Source organism: Granulicella sibirica, assembly GCF_004115155.1.
Lineage (GTDB): Bacteria > Acidobacteriota > Terriglobia > Terriglobales > Acidobacteriaceae > Edaphobacter > Edaphobacter sibiricus.
On record NZ_RDSM01000002.1, the window covers coordinates 121,120 to 145,978 of the forward strand.

The window sequence follows — 24,859 nt, forward strand, 5'->3', positions numbered from 1 at the left end:
GACTAGAGGACCTCGACAAGAGGCTTGCCTGCGGCGTAGGTGGGGGAAAAGCCCATGAGCTTGCCGAGCGTGGGGACGAGGTCGAGCGAGTCGACGGGACGGTCGACGACAAAGTTCTGGCGGACGCCGGGGCCGAGGGCGAGCATCCAGGTGGTGCGGGAGAGGGCGTCGCCGGTGCGGTGATGCTGGAAGCCGTTGCCGGCGGGGTTAGTGTCGGAGTCGCGGCCGAAGTCAGGGAGGATGAAGAGGGTTGTGCGGCCCTTGTACTCGGGAAGGCTCTCGATGGTGTTCCAGATGTCGGCGCAGAGACGGTCGGAGCGACGGATGCCGTCTGTGTAGAGGGAATATGCGCCGGAGTGGGCGATGTCGATGTCGTGGAGGGTGATCCAGATGAGGCTTGGGGACACCTGGGTCATGAGCTGGCGTGCGATGTAGACGGAGAGCTCATCGGGGCTGGCAAGGCTGCGGGCGTGCGCGTTGAAGTCGGCTACGGAGAGCTTGAGGAGGTCGGCGGTGCGCTGGAGGTTGACCTCGTCGGAGGCGATGGGCGGGGCGAAGAGGGGCGTCTCGTAGTTGTCGCGGAGGAGGTGGAGATAGTCCGTGCTTGTGCCGCCGGACATGGAGGCGGCCAGGAGCTGCTTGGGCAGGACGACCTCGGCGCTGAAGTTGGGGCCGTAGGCGCGGTGGCTGCTTCCGCCGATGCGGTTGAAGCCGTTGCTCGGAGCGATGACCCAGGCGTCTTCGACGGGGCGCTTCAGGTCGCGGCGGTAGTACTCGAAGATGGTGGGGTTGCCGGGGGGAGTGGAGGCGAAGTTGTTGAGGGTCTCGTAAGAGCCGGTCGCGAGGGAGGCGGTGGCCACGTAGTGGCCGAGGATACCGTGGTTGATGACCTGCGTGTAGAAGGTGCCCTGCGGGATGAGTTCGCCGAGCATGTGCGGGATGTTCTCCTGGCCCTCGGGCGCGAAGGTCTCCTCATCGCGTGCGCCTCCGCCGAAGGTGACGACGACTACTTTCGGCTTGCGCTGGGCCTGCATAGCGCGCAGGGGAGTAAAGCCGCTGAGCGCACCCATGGCGGAGACTCCTGCGGCGGCGCGCAGGAACTCGCGGCGGTCGAAGGACTGCTTGGCGGCGAACTCGCAGAGGCTCGCGTTCAGCTGGGATTTCAGCCTGGATTGAGGACGAATCGCATCACCTCCTGAAGCCTGGCGTCGAGCGAATCCTTGGCTTGCTGCGAGTAGGTCTTGTGCAGGGCAATCTGGGCCTGCGCATCTTCGGAGCGGCCCATGTGCGCGTAGGCGCGGGAGAGGCGGTAGTGGGGCTCGGGAGCGGTTGGGTTCAAGGCAATGGACTGCTCGAGGTAGGGAGCGCTTTCGGCCCAGTGCAGGCGCATCTGCTCGAGAACGCCCATGCGGAGATAGGCTTCGGCGTACTTGGGGTCGTCGGCGATGGCTGTTTTGAGGAGGGCGGCGGCCTTATCGAGGTTCTGCTCGTGCTCCGGAGCATGCAGGATGGCGACGGCGGCGTAGGTGGTCATGACGGCGTTGCCGGGGTGGCGCTGGGCGAAGTCGGCGACGACGGCGCAGCCCGTGTTCTCTCCGTCGGCGAGAGCAGCGCAACTGCGGCCGAGGAGATCGGCGGCGAGGGCGTTGTTGGGGTCGGCTTGCAGGAGGCTCGAGAACGTAACGATGGCTGAGGGGTAGTCACTCTTGGCATAGTGAGCGATGCCGGAGGCCATGCGGAAATGTTCGTTTGATGGATACTGGGTGGCGCCGTAATCGGCTATCTGGATGGCTTCCTCCCAATTCCAGTGGCGGAGGAGTTCGGCGACGACGGCGTAGAGGGTGGCGTCGGACGGGCTTGCCTTGGCGGCTGCTTCGTAGTGGGCGAGTGCCTTGGTGAACTCGCCGGCATGCTCGTCGGCGTCTCCCGCGAGCGAATGCATTTCGGGAGTGAAGGATGCCTGTGGGAGTGCGTCGAGGATGCTTCCGGCTTCGCGTGCGGAGCCACTGTCGTAGAGGGCGAGCGCCTGGTTGTATTTGAGGTCCGCGTCGTCGGGGCTGATTGCGGCGGCCGCGGCGAAGGCCTGGGCGGCGGCCTTTGGCTGCCTGGCGAGCATGAGCGCCTGTCCAAGGTTCGCCTGGGTGGCTCCGTTCGCGGGATCGAGCTTTGCGGCCGCCTGGAGTTCCTGGACGGCTTCGGGAGCTTTCGACATCTTCAGATAGAGAGCGCCGAGGTTGGCGTGGGCGAGAGATTCTTTGGGGGAGATGGTGGAGGCGCGACGGAGATAGATCAGTGCGTGAGGAAGATCGTTCGTCTCTGTGTAGAGACTGCCAAGAGCTTCATTGGATTCGTAGTTTTTCGGGTACCGTGCGGCCAGATCGCGGAGGGTGGGTTCGGCTTGCTGGACCTTCCCTTGATCGTAGGCTTCGAGCGCGGTGCGCATGGAAGCGCGATCGGCGGATGTCATTGGCTTGGCCGGCTGTGTCTGGGGTCTTGCGAGGGGGGTGTGGCAAAGGAGAATGCCTGCGACAAAAGCTGCGCTTCGAGCGGGGGAAAGCGCGGTCTGGAGGAAAGAAGGCATCGCTTAAAGATGTTAGCGGATGCGCTCGTGGTTGCGAGCGCATCCGCCTGGGTTGGTGGAGTTAGAAGGTGTACTTCAACGCGAACTGGAAGAAGCGCGAGTCAGGCGTGTTGGCTTGGAAGGTGCGCGAACCGCTGATCTGGCCGCCTGTGCTGGAGATGTTCACGGTGCTCGGCGCACCGTAAGCAGGGGTGTTAAGGAAGTTGAAGATATCCGCACGGAACTGGAGCGCCTGCTCCCGGAAGGTGTGGAAGGACTTGAAGAGAGACATATCGACACGCTCATACCCCGGGCTGGAAGTCTGCCCACGGTTGCTGCCCACGTATGCGTAGGCGGCCTGGCCGGTGACCGTGTTGGGGATGTGAGTCTTGCCGTCCGGATAGAAGGCAGCGGTGTAGCCGATGTTGTCAGCCTCCGGGTTCTTGAAGGCGCAGGGGTTATACCAGTTCTGGACTGTCCGCACCTTAGTGGGGCAGGTGATTCCAGAATTGGTAGAGTTCGCGCTTCCGCCGGCAGAGAAGGGATCGCCGATCCTGATGGCATTGTATGAAGCGCCGCCCGGGCTGGTGATTCCGTTCGTACCGATGGTGAGAGGCTGTCCTGTTTGCGCGCGGAAGACGAAGCTGCTCGACCATCCACCGACAACATAATCCAGGATGCCGCCGCTGTTCACGTACTTCTGACCCTTACCGAAAGGAAGCTGGTAGTTGCCATTGAGGGTATAGCGGTGACGGACGTCGAAGCCGGACGGACCGTAATCCGCTCCGAGGCCGAGGATGTTAAGGCTGCGGGTTCCCTGGTCATTCGAGCTGCCGAGGGGGGTATCGGCGTTGTCCAGAGAGTGTGCGTAGGTGTAGGTCGTGAGGAAGCTAAGACCCTTGGTGAGTCTCTTCTCCAGGCTTCCCTGTAGCGAGTTGTAGTTCGAAGCCCCATCGTACGCGGTGAACGAGAACCCATTGAAGTGCGGGAAGGGCTGTAGCGGGTTCAGCTTGTCGCCGTTAGCGTCGGTGTAGCCGCTGAATCCGTTCGGGGTGAGCGCAGTCTGGCCATTCGGGTTCGGGAAGAACTGCAGATGGCGAGCGACCGAACCGACATAGCCGATGGACGCCACCATGCTGCTGCTGATTCCGTACTCGACGGTCAGGTTGTACTGCTGGCTGTAAGGGGTGCGCACATTGCCTTCACCACCGCGCAGCGTGGGCTGGCTGGGCGAAGTAATGGCCTGAGGAAGACCAGACTCCAGAGTGTAACCGTTGGTGGGGCAGGCTCCATTGAGGGTGCAGCTTCCGGTCGCAGCGTACGACGAATCGAACTCAAATGGGAAGTTCTCGCCGAAGTTCGGGTAGTAACCGGTACTCTCGAGACCACCGAAGAAGATGCCATAGCCTCCGTGGATTACAGCCTTCTCCGTCGCCTTATAAGCGAAGCCGACACGTGGAGCGAAGTTCGTCTTCTGCGGATTCACGAGGTAGCGATTGTTGGTGTAGGTGAGCGCGATGTGATCTTCCGCAAGAAGCTGCTGGAACTTAGCCGGAATGGCCACGTTCTGCTTGCTCTTAGGAATGTAATAGATGCCCGTGGCGGTGCCGCCAGAGGTGTATGCGCTGGTGGGAACGAAGGCTGCCTGGTTGTCGTGACGCTCGAGATAGGGTGTCGAGTAGTCATAACGGATACCGTAGTTGAGGGTAAGCTTCTGGCTGGCCTTCCAGTCGTCCTGCACGTAACCAGCGCGATTGAAGCGGACGTCATCCGAGGTGAAGACGTTGGAGATGGCCGCGCTGTTCATGTTGCCTGTGATGAAGTCGGCAACGCCGTAACCTGTGTTCGGAGTTCCCACCTGGCTGGTGTAAACGCCGGTGTAGGTGTAGGTTCCACGTGGCTGGGTCGGCTGAGAGGTCGAGAAGCGAATGCGCTGGATGGTAATTCCAGCCTTGAGGGTGTGGTTGCCCAGGACCTTCGTGACGTTATCGAGGATCTGGTAGACGTTCTCGTACTCGTTCGTCGCATAAAACTGAGGCGAACCAAAATTTGACAGACCGGAGACGCTGAAGAAGGGCAGGCCGGCGTTGTTCTGAGACGTCGGGACACCACCTAACCCGAGGCTGGAGGCGAGCGAGGTGTTGTTGGCGTTGTTATGAAGACCCGCATAGTGGCCATAGTTATAGCCAAAGCGAAATTCATTGGTCAGAGTGGGGGTGAAGATGTGCGTTTCGCTACCGGCGAAGTTTTCGCCCAGCTGAACGAGCTGGCCGGTGTCGCCGAATCCGCCGCCGTCAAGGATGGCTCCGAGAGGAGCAGGGTGGGTGGAGGGCTCGTGGTTATAGCTGTAGCGACCGAACATCTGGTCCTTGCTGCTGATGTTCCAGTCCGCGCGGGTATCCCACTGGAAGGTGTTGTCGCGGGTGGCGGTCTGGCTGACGTAGTTGTTGTAGGTCTGGCCGGGGACGCCGACGTTCGGGGAGGGGAACAGGCTGAGCAGCTTGACGGCGACCGGGTCGAGCGTCACGCCTGCTTGCTGATCGAGCCGGTTATTGGCGACAAGGGTCGTGCCGTTCGCGGTCGTACTTGGAGCGTAGAGCTGGATCGTGTTGCCGTTGACGAGTGATTTGTTCAGGAGCTCGCTGAAGTTGCCGGTCCGCATGAGCGCAGTCGGGACAGACTGGGTGGAGTGCGTTTCGCCGAAGACGATACGGTCTGCTTCGACGTCACCGAAGAAGAACAGTTTGTTCTTGATGATGGGAAGGCCGAGTGTAGCGCCGAACTGGTTCTGGCGGTACTTGGCGATGGGCAGGGTGCCTTGGAAGAACTCGCGCACGTCGAAGGCGTCGTTGCGGATGTACTCCCAGAGGGAGCCATGGATGTTATTGGTTCCGGACTTGATGGAGGCGTTCACGACGGCACCGGCGGAGTGGCCGAACTCGGAGCTGTAGGAACCGGTCTGCACCTTGAACTCGGCGAGGGCATCTGGCGGGGGGCGAACGACGTAGCTTGCGCCGTTGAAGAAGTCGACGACGTTTACGTTGTTATCGACACCGTCCATGATGTAGTTGTTCTGCTCAGCGCGCTGACCGTTGGCGTTGAAGTCTCCGCCCTTCTGGCCACGTGCGCCGTTTGCCGGAGCGACGCCGGCTGTGAGCTGCGCGATGAAGACCCAGTTACGGCCGTTGAGAGGCGTCTCGTTGATGGTCTTGGACTCGATGACCTGACCGGTAGAGCCCTCTTCCGTTTGGAGGAGAGCTGGGCCGGTGGTGACGGTCACTTCAGTCGTCTGTGAGCCCGTCTTCAGTTGAAGATTGACTTCGGCGCGATCCTGAACGTGGAGCTGAATACCTTCGGTACGCGATGGCGAGAAACCTGGCGCGGTGGCTTCCACGCTGTAGGTTCCGATTTTGATCGGCGAGAACACGTAGTTTCCGCTCGAATCGCTCTCGACCTTCAGGGTGAGGCCCGTATCCGGGTTGGTGAGGGTCACCTGCGCGTTGGGGATAACAGCGCCGGTGGAATCCTGAATGACTCCGACGATGGCGCCCTGGTCAGCCTGTGCGGTTGCCCTCGTTGCGGCGCCCGTAAGAACCAGGAAGCACAGGAAAGCCTGTGTCACCATTGCCCATAGCGTCGATCTGCGGTTGTGGCCTGAAAATTTCATGTATTCACTCCGTCCTAATAGTTCTTGCTCATCGTGGTTTGCGGTCGACTTGCGCGGCGTTACAAGACCCTGGCGTCGGTGAGAATCCCTGATTCGGTGCCAAGAAAGCCATGTAATGTAAGCGCTTGCAAAACTAGGCACCGTGAACACGTCTGTCAAGGCAAATCGTCCAAAAGGTGGAGAGATGATGTGACCAGAGCAGGGCCGCGTTCCGAAACCGGCAGGTCAAAGGTTTGACCGGGCAGAAGGTTGGGTAAGCGCTTACCCGGAAGTTGTAGCCCTGAAACGCGCGCCGCCAGCAAAGAAACGGCGCAAATCTCACCCGGGTAACGCCGGGATTGATCTGCGCCGTATTTCGACGACGTGAAGATTCAGTGCGGGTGGGGCCTCAGGCCTTTTCTGGCTGGGACGCGGAGAGCTGTAGCTCGATTGTCTGTTTGCCGAGGATGGGATGCGTCGCGGTCAGGCGGACTGTCCCGGGCTCTTCCTTTGCGCGCAGCCAGATGGCTCCCGTGCCTCCGATCAGGCCGAATGGGTTGTCACCGATGAGGTCGGCTGGGCCCTCGAGGTGGAAGGTGATGGCGTCGGCGGCAAAGGGGCGGACGCGACCGAACTCGTCGTTGACGCGGAGGACGACGCGGGTGGTGTCGGCTCCGTCGGCGGTGAGTTCTTTGTCATCGGGCAGGAGGACGAAGGCGTGGTCGACGCCCTTGCCGGAGTAGCTCCTGGAGATGACCTGCTTGCCGGCGATGAAGCCGTCGATGCGGAGGTCGCCCCAGTCGCGGAGGCCTTCGCCAAGGTCGAAGTTGAAGGGGGCGTACTTGAGGTGAGCGAACTGCTTCCGGTCCGGCCCGCCCTCGGCGACCATGCGGGTACCCTTGTCGCCGATGACGAAGAGCTTGAGGTGGTCGCAGTTCGAGCAGATGATGGCGTTGGTGAAGCCGATGGACTCATCGTTGCGCGACCAGTGGAAGGCGGGCTCGACGACGATCTCTTCAGACGGCTCGCACATGGACTTGTAGAAGCCGGCGGCGGGCTTGGGGGTGCGGAAGATGTCGGTGACGCCGTGATAGCAGATGCGGTCGCCGGAGCCGAAGTTGCCGTGGGTGTTGTAGTCGAAGGCGCACCAGCCGATGCCGCCGGAATACTGGGGGTTGGAGGCGATCTGGTCGTGGATGCGGGCGTGGCGGACGGTGTGTTCCTGCAGGCGTTCCTTGGCGTCGATGGTCTTGGTCGGGAAGGTGTGGCCGACGAACTCGGTGTTCAGGTAGAGCGGATGGTTTGGGGCCTGCAGGGGCCAGCCGAAGTCATTGATGGTGAAGACGTCTTCGAGGAGTTCGGATGTGAAGAAGTTGCGGATTCCGCCAGTTTGACGGCCCTTGTCGAGGGAGTGCGCGACGGCGTTGGTGCGGGTGTAGAAGTCGTGGCTGTCCGGAGCCTCGTTGATGCGGACGCCCCAGAGGATGATGGAGGGGTGGTTCCAGTCGCGGCGAACCATGCGGCGGACGTTGTCGACGGCGACGTCCTGCCAGGCTTTGTCGCCGATGTGTTGCCAGCCGGGGATCTCTTCGAGGACGAGCAGGCCGATCTCGTCGCAGCCATCGAGAAAGTGGCGCGACTGCGGGTAGTGCGAGGTGCGGACGATGTTGCAGCGGAGGTCGTAGCGGAGGATCTTGGCGTCCTGGCGCTGGACGCGGCCGGGCATCGCCTGTCCGACCCAGGGGAAGGTCTGGTGGCGATCGAGGCCGTGGAGCTTGATGATCTTGCCGTTAAGCGAGAAGCCCTTGGGGGTGAACATGGCTTCGCGGAAGCCAATGCGGCGTGTGTCCTCGTCGATGACCTTGCCGTTTTCGAGAAGCTGGACGTGGACGGTGTAGAGGTTCGGGTGTTCGAGGTCCCAGAGGTCGAGGCTGCCGAGTTTTTCGAGGGTGAGCGTGAAGGAGTTCGGTACGGGGGTCACGGGCGGGAGAGCGCCGGCGGCCTGGTCGTCATCGGCTGCGTGGTGCTCGGTTGGGGTGGGCGCGGAGAGCTTGTGGGTTGCGGCGGCGATCGCTTTGCCGTCCGGTGTGCGGCGAAGCTCGACAGAGAGGGAGAGGGCTCCGAGGTTTGTGGCGGGGGCGCGGTCGAGGAAGCATTCGACCTCGACCGTGGGGTTGGGGCCGAGGACGTTCATGGGGCGGGCGTGGATGTTTTCGAGGAAGGTCTGTGGGACGATCCGGAGGGCGACCTCGCGGTAGATGCCGCCGAAGGTGAGGTAGTCGACCTCGTTGCCGAAGGGAGGGATGTCGGCGCGTTCGGTCGAGTCGACGTCGATGGAGAGGATGTTCTTGCCGGAGGGGTCGATATGCTTGGTGAGCTCGAAGGAGAACGGCGTGAAGCCGCCGCGATATTCGCCGAGTTTGGTGCCGTTGAGATACACGGTGGAGGCGGTCATGACGCCTTCGAAGTCGACGAAGACGCGGCGGCCCTGGGCTTCGGCAGGGATGTTCAGCGGGCGGCGGTAGACGGAGATGAAGGTGTACGTCTTCTCGTCGAAGCCGTGCCATGGCAAGCGGACGTTGGTATGGGGCACGACGACCTTGTCGAAGGCGGAGTCGTCGAAGGCGACGGCATGGGCTGCTTCGGAGGTCTTGGGGCTGTAGCGCCATCCGCGATTGATGGGTAGGATGGTGCGGCCGCCCGGCGTGGTGACTGGCGCAACGGCCCTTGCAAGAGCGGCGGGGGTGACGGTGCCTGCGGCGGCGAGTGCGCTGCCGGACTTGAGAAAGGATCTACGATTCATGATGCGGGGATTCATGGTGCTCCTGTGCTTTTGTTGTTGAAGGAAATCGATTACTTCGCTGATGTCTTTTCGAGGACTACGGCGGTGCTGTCGTAGTCGCCGCCGAGGCGCAGTTGCAGGCCGACTCCCATCAACTCACTGCCGGTCATCTGGGCAGGAAGTGTGGGAGCCTTGGCTGGATCGAGCGGCTTGATCTGATACATCGCGGCGGGGTCGAGTCCTTGCGCGTGCAGCGTCTGGAAGGGCTGGCCGTAGTGCTGCGAGTGCAGATAGGCGAAAAGAATTGCCTGGTGGCCGTCCTTCGCGACGTACTCGACAGCGGATTGCTCGCTGCCTTCCGGCGCGATCAGACGGTAGAGTGAACCCTCCTGCACGGTTGGACGAATGGTCTTATAGAACGCGACGAGGCGGGTTGCGAGGGCGGTCTCTTCCGCCGTCCACTTGGTGACGTCGCTGCCGATGCCGAGCGCTCCGCCCATCGCCACGAGGAAGCGGAACTGCAGCGGGATGACGCGTTTGTCGAGATAGTTGGGGACGTCGGTAACCCAGGCCACCATCACGCCGGGGGTGTAGGCCTGCGAGAAGCCGTTCTGGATGTCGAGGCGGTCGAGCGCGTCGGTGTTGTCCGACGGCCATACCTCTTCGGTGAGCTTGAGGATGCCGAGATCGACGCGTCCACCGCCGCCTGAGCAGGACTCAATCTCGAGCTTGGGGTGCTTCTTGCGAAGCTCGGTGAGGACCCAGTAGAGGTTGTCCGTGTAGCGGACATAGATTTCCTTCTGCTCGGCCAGCGGCATGGCGTCCCAGCCGGGCTCGGACCAGTTGCGGTTGTAGTCCCACTTGAGGAAGGCGATGTCATTCTCGGTGACTAGCTTGTCGAGAAAACCAAGGACGTACTGCTTCACATCCTCGCGGGCGAGGTTGAGCATGAGCTGGGTACGGGCCTCGGTGCGCGGACGGCCGGGGAAGTTCATCGCCCAATCGGGATGCTTCCGGTAGAGGTCGCTGTCCGGGTTTACCGCCTCAGGCTCGACCCAGATGCCGAAGTCCATGCCAAGCTGGTGGACGCGATCGATGACGGGCTTGAGGCCGTGCGGGAACTTGGTCTGGTTGACATACCAGTCGCCGAGACCGGCGTGATCGGTGGCACGTTGGCCGAACCAGCCGTCATCGATGACCATGCGCTCGACACCGATGCTTGCGGCTTTTTCAGCGAGCGCAAGCTGGCCGGCCTCGTTCACGTTGAACTCGGTGGCCTCCCAGGAGTTGTAGATGATGGGCCTTAGCTTTGGCCTGGGGAAGCCAGGGAGGATCTGTTCGCGTTGGAACTTGTGCAGGATGCGCGAAGCCTCGCCGTTGCCTTTGCTCGTGTATCCGGTGTAGAAGATCGGGGTCGTGAGGGACTGGCCCTGGGCGAGGGGGTAGGCGAAGTCGAATGGGTTGTAGCCTCCGGTGATCTTCACGCGATGGCTTTCGGTCTGCTCGACGTCGATCTGCCAGCTTCCGCTCCAGCCGAGTTCGCCGAACCAGACGGGGCCATCAGCCTCGGTTGTTTCGCCGGTGCGGCCGATGGCGAACCACGGGTTCGTCTGATGCGACGTGCTGCCGCGGCGGCTCTCGAGGACGGTGTGCCCCTGCTGAACTGGCTCAGTTTGAACCTGCCACTCTGCCCCCCAGCGGCCGTGCAGTGATTTCATCTCATAGTGGCTGCTGGGCGGGAGGTTCAGGGTTGCCGAGGCCGCCTGTTCGACGGTGATCGTGGCCTTGGTGCGGTTCTCGATCTGCGACCAGCGGGCGAGGATTCCTTGCGGGTAGACCTTGTAGAAGAGGTGGACGTAGACCTCGGCGAGACGGTCGCGGAGGGTGATCTCCAACTGCTCGCCGTCTGGCCCGGAGGTCTGTTTCGTATCCAGGTAATCAAGGATGAGGGAGCGGTTGCCGTCGGGGAAGCTGATCTTGAGGGCCGGCTGCGTCGGCAGTCCGCCGCCCCAGCCAGCGTACTCGAGCGGGGTCGTCGCGATGGGAGGATCGAATGACGCGGTTTCTGGAAGCGACTTTGGCGCCGGGAGAGCGGCCTTTGGATCGAGGCGCGGTCCCCAGTAGATCGTCTGGAGAGCATGCTGGTCGTTGACGCCGACTGCATAGGTCATCTCACCGGCGGACATCTGCCAGACGTGAGCCGTGGCGTCGTAACGAATGGCCGACTGGGAGAACGCGGGCAGGGAGAGAAAAGCGGCAGAGAGAAGGGAAAAGCAGACCTGGCGATGCACGTGAGCTCCTTCAGGGACTCGTTTGGGGCAGTCAGGCTGCCCGAGCGGCGCCGTGGGAGTTCCTGTTACCCGATGGGGTTCAATGTACGCGTATACATCCACGTCAATCAACTTGCGCCCCGACGAAAGGCTTCATTCGACAGGCCCTGCCGCGAGCGGCTAAGATCACGACGCGTCGGCAGTCATGTGTCGAGCGAGCTTTCCGCAAAAGGGAGTACGACGTTGAAATTCGCCCGTTTTGGCTGTGCCGCAGCGGTTCTGCTTTCGTTCTGGTCGATCGCGGCCGCCTCACAGGAGATGCCGCGGCTGGAAAAACGCGATGGCCGGTATGCGCTTGTCGTCGACGGTAAACCTTTCCTCGTACTCGGCGCGCAGATCAACAATTCAAGCTCCTGGGCGTCCACGCTGCCCGACGTCTGGCCCGCGCTTCACGATCTGCATGTGAACACGGTTGAAGCCCCCGTGTACTGGGAGTTGATGGAACCCGAGCCGGGCAAGTTCGACTTTTCGAACGTCGATCTGCTGGTCAATCAGGCGCGCGAGAACCAGATGCATCTCGTTGTGTTGTGGTTCGGGACGTGGAAGAACGGACAGAATCACTATGTTCCGGAGTGGATCAAGACCGATCCGAAGAAGTATCCGCGCGAGGAAACGGCTTACGGGAAGCTGCTCGATGTCATGTCACCGCACTCGACGACAACCATGGAAGCGGACAAGCACGCCTTCGCAATGCTGATGCGCCACCTGAATGAGATCGATGGGGACCGGCACACGGTCATCATGATCCAGGTCGAGAATGAGTCCGGTTCGGTCGGATCGGTACGCGACTTTTCGCCAGCGGCCCAGAAGCTTTTCGTTGGGAATGTGCCCGCGTCCTTCGCCGGCGCGCTCCATAAGAAGGACGGCACGTGGTCGCAGGTATTCGGTGCGGATGCGGATGAGAGCTTCGCTGCATATGCGGCTGCTCACTACATCGGCGAGATAGCGGCGGCGGGCAAGGCTGAATATCCTTTGCCGATGTATTGCAATGTCTGGGTCACGTATCCGGTTCATGCGCTCGAGAATCGCGACCGCGCGAGTGCAGGGCAGGAGTATCCGAGCGGCGGACCTCAGCAGCAGAATATCGACATCTGGAAAGCTGCCGCGCCCGCGATCGATGTGCTTGCGCCTGACTTTTACTCAGACGATGTCTCCTTCTTTCGGAGCGTAGTCTCGGCCTACCATCGCCCGGACAACCCGCTCTTCGTCCCCGAAACGGGGAGGACAAAGAACTTCGGCCGGTACTTCTTCTATGCGCTCGGACATGGAGCCATCGGCTTCTCGCCCTTTGGCGTGGACTACACGAGTTGGTCTACAACGAAGCACGAGATGCCCGACTATCTCTCCGAGAACTATGCGCTGGTCGGTCCGATCCAGCAGCAGATCGCGCAATGGAACCTTGATGGCAAGCTTCAGACCGCGATCGAAGAGCCGGGCACGCAGCGGCAGACGCTGAAGTTCGGCGACGTCGATGCCATCATCTCGTTCGGCTATCCGCAGCACGATGGCCAGATGCCTCCGGGAACGACGGACACGCATGGGCGCGTGCTGGTCGCGCAGACCGGACCGCTCGAGTTCGTCGTGACGGGCGTTGATGCCAGTGTGAGCTTTCACTTCGCCAGCGATTACAGCACGGCGCACAATGAGCAGCTCGAGATCCTGACTGCGGAAGAGGGTCGATACGAGAACGGGACCTGGACGAGGACGCGCATCTGGAACGGGGATCAGACCGATCGCGGCCTGAACTTCCATTCGGGAACTCATCAACTGGTTCGGATTCGCTTCCATGCGTTACCCTTGACCGACACCGAGATCAAGAAGTAAGGGTGCCGACAAGGCCCAATCCCAGGAACGACAGGTTGACGATGAAACGTTTTCTTAATGCACTCCCTCTGCTTGCCTCTTTCTCGTTCGTTCCGGCTCCGTTTCTCCATGCCCAGGCAGGGAAGCAAGGTACGGCGGCCCAGGTACCCGGATCCATGAACGACGTACTCTACGGGGCGGCGTACTACCACGAGTACATGCCCTACGAGCGGCTCGATAAAGACATCGCGCTGATGAAGGATGCGGGCATCACGGTGGTTCGCATGGGCGAGTCGACCTGGAGCCTGTGGGAGCCTCAGGATGGTCATTTCGAATATGCATGGATGGATCGCGTCGTCGATGCCATGGGGAAGGCCGGCATCAAGGTCATCATGGGGACGCCGACCTATTCCATCCCGACGTGGATGTATCGGGAGCACCCGGAGGTTCTGGCTCGACCGCTCGGCGGCGCGCAGACGTTCTACGGTATGCGCCAGAACATGGACACGGATAACCCGACGTTCCGCTTCTATGCGCAGCGCGTGATCCGCAACATGGTCGAGCATTACAAGAACAATCCGGCGGTAATTGGCTGGCAGATCGATAATGAGACGGCTTCGTATGGGGCGTCGAACCAGGACGTCTTCACCGGGTTCGTCGATCACCTGAAGCAGAAGTTTGGTACGACGGATGCGCTTAACAAGGCGTGGTTCCTGAACTACTGGGGCGAGGACGTGAACGGCTGGGAGAACATGCCGCCGCGCGACGGAACCATCAGCACCGGGTACAAACTGGAGTGGTCGCGCTGGGAGCAGATGCGCGTGACCGACTACCTCGGCTGGCAGGCGAAGCTTGTGCGCGAGTACCGCCGTCCCGACCAGTTCATTACGCAGGACTATGGCGGCGCGATGCGGCGGAACGTCAACGAGCACGAGGTCAGCAAGGTCGTCGACATCGATGCCGTCAATCCGTATCACGGCTCTCAGGATCACTTCGACGGACAGAATCAGGCGATGCAGGGTGACTATACGCGATCGCTCAAACACTCCAACTATCTCGTGACTGAGACGAATGCGCAGACGACCGACTGGACTTCTTCGTATCAGTATCCACCGTACGACGGGCAGCTTCGGCTCGATGTCTATACCCACATGTCGAGCGGGGCCAACATGGTCGAATACTGGCACTGGGCTTCCATCCACTCGGGCCAGGAGACTTACTGGAAGGGCGTGCTCTCGCACGATCTGGAACCGAACCGGGCCTACGCGGAAGTATCCAAGACTGCTCATGAGTTGAAGAAGATCGGACCCCATCTCGTCAATCTTAAGAAGACGAACGACGTGGCGATCCTCTACAGCGTTGACTCCGCGAACGCGATCGACTTTATGCCTTTCGGGCTTGCTCCTGGCACCCAATGGCAGATGGGTAAGCCAGCGGCGGATTACACGACAGTGCTTCACCAACTGCACACCGCCCTCTACAACGCCAACGTGGGCACCGACTTCGTCTTCCCGGAAGATGCCGACTTTTCGCGCTACAAGTTGATCGTGATTCCGCCGCTCTACATCGCGGATGATGCTCTCCTCACCAAGATCTCCGACTACGTCAAAGGCGGAGGACACGTCCTGATGAGCTTCAAGAGCGGCTTCGCCAACGAGAACTCGGCGGTCCGCTGGGTGCGTGCGCCCGGACCGCTCCGTGAGGCGGCAGGGTTCAGCTACCAGGAGTTTTCGAACCTTGAGAAACCGCTCGCGCTCAAAGACGACCCCTTCAAGGTTGGCGATAACAACAAAGTGATGTACTGGGCGGAGTTCCTGAAGCTCGAGCATGCGAAGGCGCTCGCCACCTATGGCCACCCGTTCTTTGGTCAGTGGCCGGCGATTACGCGGAACCAGTTCGGGTCTGGCTCACTCACCTACGAGGGAACTGTTCTTGATGACAAGCTGCAGGAGAAGGTGGTCCTCGATACCCTTGCGGATGCTCATCTTCTGGATGAGAGCGAACCGCTTCCCGCTCCTGTACGCGAGAAGAGCGGCATCAACGGCATGGGCAAGACTCTGCATTACTTCCTCAACTACTCGAGCGACACCCAGCACATGACGTACAAGAGGAAGACGGGCATGGATCTTCTGACCGGTAGGACCATCGCGGCGAACGCGACGGTCGATCTGGCTCCATGGGATCTGATCATTGTCGAAGAGCAGTAGTGGCAGGTGCGGCTGCGTTTCGCTAAGACACCTGGGGTACCGGCCGACTCAGCTTCGGGCTGCGGAGTTTCTTGACCTGAGGTACTGGTCCTGTCGATTTACGCTCCACGAACGTCGGGCTAATGAAGTGCTGCTCCCCGGCTGTAGGCTTCTGTCCCGCCGCCCCCTGCGTCTTGAGGAGCGAATGAATCGCTGCTTCCGCGATGCTGGTATGTGGGAGCCGGACGGTCGTCAGCGCCGGGGTGGTGTAGGCGCTGAGCTGGATATCGTCAAAGCCGATGATGGAGATATCCTGCGGCACGCGCAGCCCTCGCTCGGCGATGGCTCCGAGCGCGCCAATCGCGGTGAGATCGTTTGAGGTCAGCACAGCTGTCGGCATGGTCTTCGAGTCGAGTATCCGGCACATCGCCTTGTAGCCACCGTCCGGGCGATGATTGCCCTCCTGCACCAGATCCGGGTTCGCCTGCAGGTGGTCGCGGGCGCTGCTGTCGGCAAAAGCCCGGTAACGCGTCCGGGCGGATGTGAGGCTGAGCGGCCCGCTGATGAAGGCGATCCGTTTGTGCCCGAGTTTGACCAGATGGCTCATGGCCATCTCGACGCCCGCCGAGTAATCGATATGGACGCAGCTGATGCCCGGAGCAGGCTCGCCGGTGTCGAGGAAGACGACCGGAATGTGCTTCTTCCGGAAGAACTCGATCAGATGATCGTCCATCTCGGAGGTCATGATGGCCACGCCGTCGACCTTGCGTTCGAGCATGCGGGTGACGCACTTCATGGTTCGTTCCGGATCGTAATTCGTGTTGGCGATCAGGATCTCTTTGCCGCTGCCGACGGCGATGTCCTCGAACGCCTTAACCAGTTCGGGGAAAAACGGATTCGTGATCTCGGAGATGATGAGCCCAAGGAGATTGCTTCGGCCCGAACCGAGCGCACGGGCGTTGGTATTTGGAAAGAAGTTCAGAGCACCAATCGCTAAGTGAACGCGGGCCGCTGTCTCGGGGCTGACCTTCGCGGAACCGTTGATCGTGCGGGAGACGGTTGCGGTGGAGACATTCGCCCGGCTCGCGACGGCTTTGATGTTCATGAAGAACCTTCCATCCCAATCGACTTCGTCCGGAAGCGTCCCTTCGTTCCCTGGAGCCAAACCGGACCTGACATTCTTTGACAACCTGAAAGGCAGAGAGCTGTTTCGAGCAGTCAGTATAGCGACGGGAATTTCTTTCGTCACCGAACTTTTTGCGAAAACAGCTCCAAGGTGTGTGAAGTGCCGAGGAACATCAACCATATCCGAGAAGAAAGCGCGCTCGTCCCGCCGCTTTCGAGGCAAGGTGGCCTGATACCCTCATTCTATGAACTCGCGTGTGGCGGAGACCAAATCCGGGATCGAAATCGAGATATCCGTCGCGGGAGTACTGTTTGACATGGACGGGGTTCTCGTAAGCTCAACGCTCGGCGATGAGCGTTGCTGGACTCGCTGGGCGTCACATCATGGTCTGAGCGATACGTTCGATCTGCGCGGGACGCATGGGCGGCGAGCCGTCGATACCATTCTGGAATATCTCCCGAACCTCACCCCCGAAGAAACTGCGAGGCACCTCGCGCAACTCGAGGCGTCTTCCGCGGAAGAGCAGTCCGGAGTGGTCGCATATCCAGGGGCAAGCGCCTTGCTCGCCTCGATACCGCCGGGCCGTTGGACCATCGTCACCTCAGCGTCCGAGAGGACGATGCGCAGCCGCCTTTCGGCCGTTGGCATTACGCCTCCCGCGCAAACGGTGGGGGCGGACAGGATCAGCAAGGGCAAGCCGCATCCAGAGGGATACCTCATGGGAGCCGCGCTTCTCGGCCAACGGCCTGAGGAATGCCTTGTTATCGAGGATGCGCCCGCTGGGATTCGTGCCGGCAAGACGGCAGGATGCCGCGTTCTCGCCGTAGCTTCGTCCCACAGCCTGGACGAACTGCAGGGCGCGGATTGGATCGTCGCTTCGATCGATCAGATCGGACTTGCGGTGAATACCCACACGGACGCTCTGAAGCTGAGATTTCCGGTGCTGAAGAGCAAGACCGAGAGCGCTTAGAGGCTGCTCCGCACCGTTTCATCGGCATCCATTTCTCTTCCTCTTCAATTCGAAGAGCGGCTCAGGATTTAGTTCCGGTGTCCGGGCAGCAGTCATCTGACTCTGCCGGGATGCAGAGGAGGACGAGTGCCGGTGCGATGCTGCAGAGGGACGACGGTGGGAGCGGGAAACACAAATCCGATCGGAAGCAAAGTAGTCGTGATCCCAAGGGCTATATTGCCTCCGCTCTTCAGGAAGCCTGTTGCACCTGAGCTCTTGAAGTCTGTGCTGCCGTCGAAGTTTTTCTTCGCAAATGGCAGCGCCAGGAAAAACTTCGATGACTCCCCTGGCCGAATTGCAGTCTGAAACTCTATCTCAGGATTCTGCCCATTGAAGCTGCTGTAGGGTTCGGGAAGGCCCGAGTCGATTGAGGACGGGGACGCCTGACCGAGCCCGTCCAGACGATAATCCACCTCGACATACGCGCTCATGGGAGGGTAGAGGACGACCGTGAAGACAGTAGCCACACTATTCGAGTCGTTCGTCAGCCGGTAGTAGAAAGAGTAGAGGCCCGTCTCTGTGGACTGGACCACTCTGCGCTGAAGCTCTCCAAAAAGGGTAAGACCTCCCGAGAGGTCGGGATAGTCGATGCTCAGCGACTCGGCGAAGATCGGCTCATCAAAGGTCTCTGCCAATGGAATGACGTCATCGTACACAACGGTCCCATTCAGCTCAGGATGCTTCGCCGACGTGGTCCCTTGTGGGGTGACACTGTTGCCGGCGACGTCGGGGGTGCCGCTTAAGTTGAGGATTGGCATGATCTAGCCTGCTGTCGATTTCGATGTGTCGATGCGGGCAGAAGACTAACAGATCAAATTGTCTTGTAAAGGGTTTTCCTGCGCCGGGCCTGACCTGGGGCGATGACCATACGGACGAATAAGCCTGGCAAATCGCCACGGTTTCCTTATTCCGCACGGAGAGCGACGACTGGATCGATGTGGGCTTCCCGAAGGAAGCGGTCCCCTGGCGAAGACCGTCTTGAGGCGGGACATTCGTGGCGTAAAGCGCGGGCAGCAGGCCGAAGAGGGCGCGGAGACGCACGACGCCGCGAAGTGGGGTGTTTTCGTCTTTGTGACAATGTAGCGCCACTCGGCCGCGTCCAGATCGATGTCTTTCCATTGGCCTTTCCGCAGCTCTCCAGGCCGCACGAAGAGCAAGGGTGCCAAGCGTAGTGCGCAACGGACCGAGGGGGAGTCGTCGTATCCGCCCATGGCTCCAACCCAATTTGGAGAGTTCCGCACAAATCACTCTCGGGCGACCAATTCGAAACTGTTCTGCGCCCGTTCGGATTTTGCGGACTTGGAGGCTTTCCGATTGGCGCTCGGGTCTGACCCGTTTGCTAGCAGCTTGCGAGCATCGTCCCGCCGACTCCGGGCTTCCTTCAACCCCACAGCCGGATAGACCCCTAACGATAGGCGCTTTTCCTTACCAGGGATCCGGTACTTCAGTCGCCACCACTTGCCCCCAGCAGGGGGCAACTTCCAGGTAAAGGCCGCCGCCGTCGAAAGAGTCTCCGCGTCTTATTGGGGAATTCCGGAGTACCCGGACGTTATGGGACATCACGGAATGAAGAAATGGTGGACGCGGTAGGGATCGAACCTACGACCAGTCGATTAAGAGTCGAATGCTCTACCAACTGAGCTACGCGTCCATTTTGGTGTGGGGGATTTGCGCCGGGCATACGATCGCCACACGCCTTTGCCACTGAAGATAAGTCTACCACAGGGCCATCGAGGGAAACCCCCGCCGGCCCTATGATTAGGTCGGTTTAGCCTACAAAATCGACGTGAGCGCGATGCGGGATGATGCCGCGGTCGTAGCCCATATCAAGTAGCTTGCGGATCGCTTCGCGGCCGTCATCGCCATAGTTCAACGTGCGCTCGTTCACATACATGCCGACAAACCGGTTCGCGGTTGCCGTATCGAGTTCGCGAGCGAACTGCATCGCGTATTCGAGTGCCTGGTCGCGATTGTCGAGTGCGTGCTGGATGCTGTCGCGGAGAGCGTTCGTCGTGATCTCCAGCGCCTCCTTGCCCAGAGAGCGCCGGATGGCATTGCCGCCGAGCGGAAGGGGAAGGCCGGTCTGCTCACGCCACCACACGCCGAGGTCCAGGAGCTTTACAAGGCCGTCGTTAGCGTAGGTGAGCTGGCCCTCGTGGATGATGAGGCCGGCATCGAACTCGCCCGAAACAACCGCTGGGATGATCTTGTCGAACGGGACGACAACCGTCTCGAACTCCGGGTAATAAAGCTTCAGCGCGAGGTAGGCGGTGGTCAGGGTTCCGGGAACGGCGATGCGTGTCTTCTTGACATCTTCGAGGGTGAAGCGCCGCGTGGCGACGATCATCGGGCCGTAGGTCTCGCCGACACTTCCGCCGCAGGACATCAGCGTGTAGTTGTCCTGCAAGTAGGGATACGCGTGGAAGGAAATAGCGGTGACATCGTAGAAGGCCTCGTTGATGGCCTTATGGTTGAGGGTTTCGATGTCGGTGAGCACATGAGTGAACTTGTAGCCGGGAACGCGAATCTTGTTGGTGGCGAGTCCGTAAAACATGAAGGCGTCATCGGAGTCGGGGCTGTGAGCAATGCTGATCTCGTGAACGGAGGTACTTGCGGTAGTCATGGTGAAAAGGGTCCTTCGGAAATCGTGAAGACGAGGGGTAACCTGCGGAGAAAAGGTGCAAGCGCCGTATCGGTCTGTTGTTTATAGGAGCTACGAGCGCCTTGGCAGGCGGACGGCTGAGACGATTCCCGCCGCGGCAGCTACTTTGATCACTTCGCCAGGCAGGAACGGAAGTACCGCTGAGTACATCGTCGCGGTAGGGGTGAGGTGGAGGAAATGCGCGAGCCAGGTGGCTCCCATGACGAAGAAGAAGAGGCTGGCGACCGCGCCGGCGAAGCAGGCCGAGGCGAATCGAACGCGCTGCGATCCGGCTGTCCGAACGAGAGCGCCGGCCGTCGCCGCCGCCAGGGGGTAGGAGAAGAGGTATCCGGCCGTCGGCCCGAGAAGCTGTGCGAGTCCGCCGGGACCCTGGGGGCTGAAGACCGGCATGCCTGCCGCGCCTTCCGCAAGGTAGAGAACCATGGCGGAAAATCCTGCGACCGGTCCGAGGGTCAGGCCAACGAGAAGGACGCCAAAGGTGATCAGCGAAAGAGGGACGGGCGTGAAGAACAGAGGAATGGAGACATGGGCACAGATCGCGAGGAACCCGGTCGCCGCGACGACCAGCGCCGCTTTGCCTGCGAGGGTGTCCTGGAACGCCGCGGTGGGTGCCGCGGTGAGGGTCGTGGGAAGAGTCGACTGCATGAGAGATCCTTTCAAAAGATCGATGCGCGGCGCGGTGCGGCGGCTAGAGGTGCTTCGGGGTCGCATTGCCGGTCGGGCTGCCGAGGGCGGAAGACTCTGCCTGTTCCGGGCGATGGCTCTTGCGTACGTGGCGGGCTATCGAAAAGGCAGCCCAGAGAAGTGCGAGGAAGGAAAAGATCGAGATGGCGAAGAGAATACCCATCGGCAAGAGACAGGATATCAACTGCCGGGAGTTCGTGCACCCGAATCGCTGAGGCGGTCCTTTCTTGAAGCCGGATCAATCCGGGACGTACGACTTTTGGGCCGGTAGAAGCTTGGTTCCTCTCGCGAAGTCAGGCGATTTTTCTTGACGCGTCTACCACGCAACGATGTACTTGGAGCATGAGCAGCACAGACAGTTCGTGGGCCCGCGGACGCTTCGCCCAGTCACTGAAGCACGGGGCGCTCAAGGTCTACACTGGCCGTCGCAAGGTCGCTACGGTGACTGCGGCTGTGCTCGCGATCGGGCTCGGGTACCATGTTGTTTTTGGGCATAACGGACTGATCGTCTACAAGCAGAAGCGCGATGAGGCCATCTCGCTCGAGAATCAACTTCAGGCACTTCGCCGTGAGAACGACGGGCTCAAGGATCACACGGAGCGGCTACAGAGCGATCCGAACGCGATCGAGCACCAGGCGCGGGAAGAACTTCATTACACCCGCCCCGGTGAGGTCATTTTCACCCTTCCGTCTCCGCCGCCCGCGGAGAAGCAGGGGACCGGTTCCGCCTCCAATCAGTAATTACGCGCGCGGCGTTCTCGAAAGCATCCGCCGGGTGACCGGACGCGTCTTCCAAGTATGAGCGTGCTGGACAGGACTCCGCCAACAGCGGATCATCGCATTCACTATGGGGCGGGCGAGCTGCAGTTCGGGGATCTCTGGATTCCGGCCGGGGCGATTCACGGCACATTACCGCTCGTTGTCTTCATCCACGGTGGCTGGTGGCGATCAGAGTTCGATCTGGCATACGGCGGTCACCTTTGCGCCGCGTTGAAGGCGGACGGATTCCCGGTCTGGTCGATCGAATACCGTCGTGTCGGGTACACCGGTGGGGGGTGGCCTACGACGTTTCAGGATGTCGCCGCCGGATTTGACTACATCGCGACTCTCGCGAAGAGCTATCCCATCGACCTCCAAAGGGTTGTTGCTACTGGGCACTCGGCCGGGGGACACCTCGCTTTCTGGCTGGCGGGACGCCACCATGTCCCTCATGACAGCCCTCTTGCGCAGCCGCCGCCGCGCGTGATGCCACGTGCCGTGATCGGGCTGGCCGCTGCGGCGGATCTTCGGCTAACAGCAGATCTTGCGGGATACTTTACCTTTGCCCACGATAAGCAGGAGGTTTACCGGCTCATAGGCGGATCGCCCGATCAGGTGCCGGACAGGTACAAGGCTGGAAATCCGGGTGATCTGCTTCCGTTCAACATCCCGCAGACTCTGATCCAGGGAAGCGAAGACGGGCAGATTCCTCCGACTCTTCCCGGGCGCTGGGCAGAGCAGGCGCGACGGCAGGGGGATCCGGTGACCGTTACGATCGTTCAGGGTGCCGACCATTTTGACGTCGTCGACCCGCTGAGCGAGGCGTGGTCATTCGTGCGGAACGCGGTGAAGATGGCATGTGGCTCGTGAGCGCAGAGTCGCTCTTCTTGACAATCGGGATACACTGAAGGGGCTAGAGTCACTGAGCCCGGCCCCGAGCCGGGCTTTTCCTTGTGCGGGACTTGGCACGAAGTCCCCGCTTATCCTTTTTAGTTTGAAGACTTTAGGACTCTTTGGCGAGGTGGGATACCCAACTCGCCAAAGACACGCCGGAGACGCGCTGATGCACATCGATATTGAAAAGGCGACCGCACGCGAAAAATATAATCTGCTGATTGGCCTCGTCGCCCCCCGCCCGATTGCATGGGTCACCAGTATGGACGAGGATGGCGCCCTGAATGCCGCTCCATTCAGCGCCTATAACTATCTCTGCACCGACCCGCCGATCATCGGCATGGGAGTGATGGAGAAGGGTGAGTTTGTGCCCAAGGACACGGCCCGCAACATCCGGCGGACAGGCGAGTTCGTCGTGAATGTTGTGACCGAGGATCTTCTGCATGAGATGAACATCTGTGCGACGGATTTTCCGCCTGGGGTGAACGAGCTGGAGATGGCGGGCCTGACGACGGCCCCTTCGACGATCGTGAAGGTGCCGCGCATTGCTCAGGCGCACGCCGCCCTCGAGTGCCGCGAGTTCACCACCCTTGCGGTGGGTCGCTCACACATCATCCTCGGCCAGGTCGTGGCGATGTATATCGAGGACCGCTTCGTCAACCCGGACGGCCCCTACGTCCTCGCCGAAGAGCTTCACGCGATCGGCCGGATGAATGGCCTTGGATCATACGTAAAGACGAATGGAGCCTTTGTGCAGGAGCCCAGGATTCCGTATTCGGAGTGGCTGAAGGGCAAGCGGTAGCTAGGAAAGGTACTGCTTGAGCCAGGGATCTTCCGAATGGACCAGTTCCTCTGTGCTTCCCTCAAAGACTATCTTGCCCTCGTTCAGCACGAGGAACTTGGTGCTGTCCTCGATGCCGCCGTTCGGAATAGGCTCCATCTTGTCCGCCTCGACGTTAAAGCGGTGCGTGGCCAAAGTGAAGGCATCTTGTAGCCGGTGCGTGATGAGCAGGGATGTCGTGTGCGAGACGTCCCGCTGTTTGACGACTAGTTCTACGATCGTGGTCGAGGTGATCGGGTCCAGACCGCCGGTCGGCGAGTCGTAGAGAATCAGGTCCGGCTTGGTGATAATCGCGCGGGCGATGGAGACGCGGCGGCGCATTCCTCCCGAAAGCTCCGAGGGGAACTTCGAGATAGCGGTCGGAAGGGCCACGAAGTTGAGCACCTCCTCCACTCTCCTGTGGGACTCATCGCGCGGTACGCGCTCTTCGTTCAAGCGATAGGCGACATTGTCTTCGACGGTCAGCGAATCGAAGAGAGCGGACTCCTGGAAGACCATTCCGATGCGGTTCCGCAGCTTGAAGCGGTCGGTCTCGCGCATCCGGGTGATGTTCTCGCCGAAGACGGTGATGGTCCCAGAATCGGGCTCGAGCAGCCCATCGACGAGCTTGAGGAGGACGGATTTGCCCGTTCCCGCTGGTCCGAGGATGATGAGTTGCTGCCCTCGCTCGACCTGGAAGGAGATATTCTCGAGCACGGGCTTGACGTCGAAGCGAATCGAGACGTTGTCGAAGACGACTACGGGACCGGAAGGAATATTCGCCGTATCAGGCGGAGTCTGGGGGTCGGCCATTCCGCTTACCTCCCGAAGATCCCGATCATGGTTCGGCTGATCAGAAAGTCCACGATGATGATGAAGACCGAGGAGAAGACGACAGCCTGGGTCGTGGCGCGGCCTACGCCTTGGGTGCCTCCCTTGGTGTTCATTCCGAAGTAGCACCCGACGCTCGAAATGATGAAACCGAAGAAGAGCGGTTTGGTGAGGCCCTGGGTTACGTCGGCGTAGACAAGCGCGCGGTAGGAGTTGTGGAAGTAGGAACTGGCGTTCAGGCCAAGCAGGAAGACGCTCACCAGGGCCCCGCCTGCGACGCCGACCGCGTCTGAGAGAATCGTCAGGAAGAAGAGCATGAAGACCGTGGCGACGACCCGCGGGGTGACGAGTTTGCGGACCGGGTCGGTGCCGAGAGCACGCATGGCGTCGATCTGCTCGGTGACCTTCATGGAGCCGAGTTCGGAGGCCATCCCGGAGGCGTTGCGGCCCGAGACCATGAGCCCGGTGAGCACGGGACCGAGTTCCTTGACCATCGAAAGGGCGACGAGGTTGCCGGTCATGCTGACGGCACCGAAGGCCTCAAGCGATGTCGCGGATTGCAGGGCGAGTACGCAGCCGGTAAAAAACCCCGTGAGCACGACGATCGGCAGGGACCCAAAGCCGATCGAATCCATCTGGGTGAAGATGTCGGCCCAGTAGCGGGGCGCGGAGAAGAGGTTCGCGAACGACCGTCCAGCCAGAATGGAATAGTCCTGGATGGCGCCAACTCTCTCTTTGACGAAGACCTCTGGGGACACGAATGGCAT

The 24,859-nt window shown here is 60.8% G+C and carries 18 protein-coding genes, 1 tRNA gene and 1 pseudogene; 6 read left to right on the forward strand and 14 right to left on the reverse strand.

Annotated features, from left to right (window positions below):
- Positions 1-2: 2 nt before the first annotated feature.
- The 5 genes from GRAN_RS11380 to GRAN_RS11400 all read right to left on the reverse strand — a co-directional run bounded on the left by GRAN_RS11380 (position 3) and on the right by GRAN_RS11400 (position 11,279).
- A complete protein-coding gene (locus GRAN_RS11380; RefSeq protein WP_241654512.1) occupies positions 3-1,070 on the reverse strand; it encodes a hypothetical protein in 1,068 nt (355 codons plus the stop codon).
- A 92-nt stretch (positions 1,071-1,162) separates the two neighbouring features.
- Positions 1,163-2,581 (reverse strand): tetratricopeptide repeat protein, encoded by a 1,419-nt coding sequence (locus GRAN_RS11385; protein WP_128913183.1) that lies wholly within the window; start codon positions 2,579-2,581, stop codon positions 1,163-1,165.
- Positions 2,582-2,642: 61 nt separating this feature from the next.
- Complete coding sequence (locus GRAN_RS11390; RefSeq protein WP_241654513.1) at positions 2,643-6,227, reverse strand: TonB-dependent receptor; 3,585 nt, start codon at positions 6,225-6,227, stop codon at positions 2,643-2,645.
- Positions 6,228-6,615: 388 nt separating this feature from the next.
- Positions 6,616-9,024 (reverse strand): glycoside hydrolase family 2 TIM barrel-domain containing protein, encoded by a 2,409-nt coding sequence (locus GRAN_RS11395; RefSeq protein ID WP_338323432.1) that lies wholly within the window; start codon positions 9,022-9,024, stop codon positions 6,616-6,618.
- A gap of 35 nt (positions 9,025-9,059) precedes the next feature.
- Positions 9,060-11,279 carry an alpha-galactosidase gene (locus tag GRAN_RS11400; protein ID WP_241654514.1) on the reverse strand — a complete coding sequence of 740 codons (2,220 nt, stop codon included), beginning with the start codon at positions 11,277-11,279 and terminating at the stop codon, positions 9,060-9,062.
- Positions 11,280-11,501: 222 nt separating this feature from the next.
- Here GRAN_RS11400 and GRAN_RS11405 point away from each other — a divergent pair, with 222 nt between their 5' ends.
- Positions 11,502-13,142 (forward strand): GH35 family beta-galactosidase, encoded by a 1,641-nt coding sequence (locus GRAN_RS11405; protein ID WP_241654515.1) that lies wholly within the window; start codon positions 11,502-11,504, stop codon positions 13,140-13,142.
- A 41-nt stretch (positions 13,143-13,183) separates the two neighbouring features.
- Positions 13,184-15,328, forward strand: a complete 2,145-nt coding sequence (locus GRAN_RS11410) for a beta-galactosidase (protein ID WP_241654516.1) — start codon at positions 13,184-13,186, stop codon at positions 15,326-15,328.
- A gap of 22 nt (positions 15,329-15,350) precedes the next feature.
- Here GRAN_RS11410 and GRAN_RS11415 read toward each other — a convergent pair whose 3' ends face one another.
- A complete protein-coding gene (locus tag GRAN_RS11415) occupies positions 15,351-16,412 on the reverse strand; it encodes a LacI family DNA-binding transcriptional regulator (protein ID WP_128913185.1) in 1,062 nt (353 codons plus the stop codon).
- Positions 16,413-16,677: 265 nt separating this feature from the next.
- Here GRAN_RS11415 and GRAN_RS11420 point away from each other — a divergent pair, with 265 nt between their 5' ends.
- Positions 16,678-17,403, forward strand: a complete 726-nt coding sequence (locus tag GRAN_RS11420) for an HAD-IA family hydrolase (protein ID WP_128913186.1) — start codon at positions 16,678-16,680, stop codon at positions 17,401-17,403.
- A gap of 92 nt (positions 17,404-17,495) precedes the next feature.
- On the opposite strand, the gene GRAN_RS11425 is transcribed toward GRAN_RS11420, so the two are convergent.
- From GRAN_RS11425 to GRAN_RS25490, 6 genes and pseudogenes are all read right to left on the reverse strand, one after another.
- Positions 17,496-18,200, reverse strand: a complete 705-nt coding sequence (locus GRAN_RS11425) for a hypothetical protein (protein ID WP_128913187.1) — start codon at positions 18,198-18,200, stop codon at positions 17,496-17,498.
- Between the two features lie 486 nt (positions 18,201-18,686).
- A pseudogene (locus GRAN_RS27025) lies at positions 18,687-18,932 on the reverse strand (Arm DNA-binding domain-containing protein); the annotation flags it as partial.
- A gap of 85 nt (positions 18,933-19,017) precedes the next feature.
- Positions 19,018-19,093 (reverse strand) — tRNA-Lys (locus GRAN_RS11435).
- 117 nt (positions 19,094-19,210) lie between these two features.
- Positions 19,211-20,065, reverse strand: coding sequence for a menaquinone biosynthesis family protein (locus tag GRAN_RS11440; RefSeq protein WP_128913188.1), 855 nt, complete (start codon positions 20,063-20,065; stop codon positions 19,211-19,213).
- Positions 20,066-20,155: 90 nt separating this feature from the next.
- Positions 20,156-20,749 (reverse strand): biotin transporter BioY, encoded by a 594-nt coding sequence (locus GRAN_RS11445; protein WP_128913189.1) that lies wholly within the window; start codon positions 20,747-20,749, stop codon positions 20,156-20,158.
- Positions 20,750-20,792: 43 nt separating this feature from the next.
- Positions 20,793-20,957, reverse strand: a complete 165-nt coding sequence (locus tag GRAN_RS25490; protein ID WP_161570941.1) for a hypothetical protein — start codon at positions 20,955-20,957, stop codon at positions 20,793-20,795.
- A 173-nt stretch (positions 20,958-21,130) separates the two neighbouring features.
- On the opposite strand from GRAN_RS25490, the gene GRAN_RS11450 reads away from it, so the two are divergent.
- From GRAN_RS11450 to GRAN_RS11460, 3 genes are all read left to right on the forward strand, one after another.
- On the forward strand, positions 21,131-21,529 hold the full coding sequence (locus GRAN_RS11450) for an FtsB family cell division protein (RefSeq protein WP_128913190.1): 399 nt from the start codon (positions 21,131-21,133) through the stop codon (positions 21,527-21,529).
- A 57-nt stretch (positions 21,530-21,586) separates the two neighbouring features.
- Complete coding sequence (locus GRAN_RS11455) at positions 21,587-22,417, forward strand: alpha/beta hydrolase (RefSeq protein WP_128913191.1); 831 nt, start codon at positions 21,587-21,589, stop codon at positions 22,415-22,417.
- A gap of 193 nt (positions 22,418-22,610) precedes the next feature.
- On the forward strand, positions 22,611-23,243 hold the full coding sequence (locus GRAN_RS11460) for a flavin reductase family protein (protein WP_128913192.1): 633 nt from the start codon (positions 22,611-22,613) through the stop codon (positions 23,241-23,243).
- Here GRAN_RS11460 and GRAN_RS11465 read toward each other — a convergent pair whose 3' ends face one another.
- Together GRAN_RS11465 and GRAN_RS11470 are read right to left on the reverse strand one after the other, a co-directional pair.
- The gene (locus tag GRAN_RS11465) at positions 23,244-24,074 is read right to left on the reverse strand and encodes an ABC transporter ATP-binding protein (RefSeq protein WP_128913193.1); all 831 of its coding nucleotides are present in this window, start codon (positions 24,072-24,074) and stop codon (positions 23,244-23,246) included.
- A gap of 5 nt (positions 24,075-24,079) precedes the next feature.
- Positions 24,080-24,859, reverse strand: a complete 780-nt coding sequence (locus tag GRAN_RS11470; RefSeq protein WP_128913194.1) for an MlaE family ABC transporter permease — start codon at positions 24,857-24,859, stop codon at positions 24,080-24,082.

Coding starts and splice junctions, on each gene's coding strand:
- GRAN_RS11470 (WP_128913194.1), bottom strand. CDS start 24,859: ATGCCATTCGTGTCCCCAGAGGTCTTCGTCAAAGAGAGAGTTGGCGCC.
- GRAN_RS11455 (WP_128913191.1), top strand. CDS start 21,587: ATGAGCGTGCTGGACAGGACTCCGCCAACAGCGGATCATCGCATTCAC.
- GRAN_RS11440 (WP_128913188.1), bottom strand. CDS start 20,065: ATGACTACCGCAAGTACCTCCGTTCACGAGATCAGCATTGCTCACAGC.
- GRAN_RS11425 (WP_128913187.1), bottom strand. CDS start 18,200: ATGCCAATCCTCAACTTAAGCGGCACCCCCGACGTCGCCGGCAACAGT.
- GRAN_RS11410 (WP_241654516.1), top strand. CDS start 13,184: ATGAAACGTTTTCTTAATGCACTCCCTCTGCTTGCCTCTTTCTCGTTC.
- GRAN_RS11415 (WP_128913185.1), bottom strand. CDS start 16,412: ATGAACATCAAAGCCGTCGCGAGCCGGGCGAATGTCTCCACCGCAACC.
- GRAN_RS11465 (WP_128913193.1), bottom strand. CDS start 24,074: ATGGCCGACCCCCAGACTCCGCCTGATACGGCGAATATTCCTTCCGGT.
- GRAN_RS11380 (WP_241654512.1), bottom strand. CDS start 1,070: ATGGGTGCGCTCAGCGGCTTTACTCCCCTGCGCGCTATGCAGGCCCAG.
- GRAN_RS11390 (WP_241654513.1), bottom strand. CDS start 6,227: ATGAAATTTTCAGGCCACAACCGCAGATCGACGCTATGGGCAATGGTG.
- GRAN_RS11445 (WP_128913189.1), bottom strand. CDS start 20,749: ATGCAGTCGACTCTTCCCACGACCCTCACCGCGGCACCCACCGCGGCG.
- GRAN_RS11450 (WP_128913190.1), top strand. CDS start 21,131: ATGAGCAGCACAGACAGTTCGTGGGCCCGCGGACGCTTCGCCCAGTCA.
- GRAN_RS11420 (WP_128913186.1), top strand. CDS start 16,678: ATGAACTCGCGTGTGGCGGAGACCAAATCCGGGATCGAAATCGAGATA.
- GRAN_RS11385 (WP_128913183.1), bottom strand. CDS start 2,581: ATGCCTTCTTTCCTCCAGACCGCGCTTTCCCCCGCTCGAAGCGCAGCT.
- GRAN_RS11395 (WP_338323432.1), bottom strand. CDS start 9,024: ATGAATCCCCGCATCATGAATCGTAGATCCTTTCTCAAGTCCGGCAGC.
- GRAN_RS11460 (WP_128913192.1), top strand. CDS start 22,611: ATGCACATCGATATTGAAAAGGCGACCGCACGCGAAAAATATAATCTG.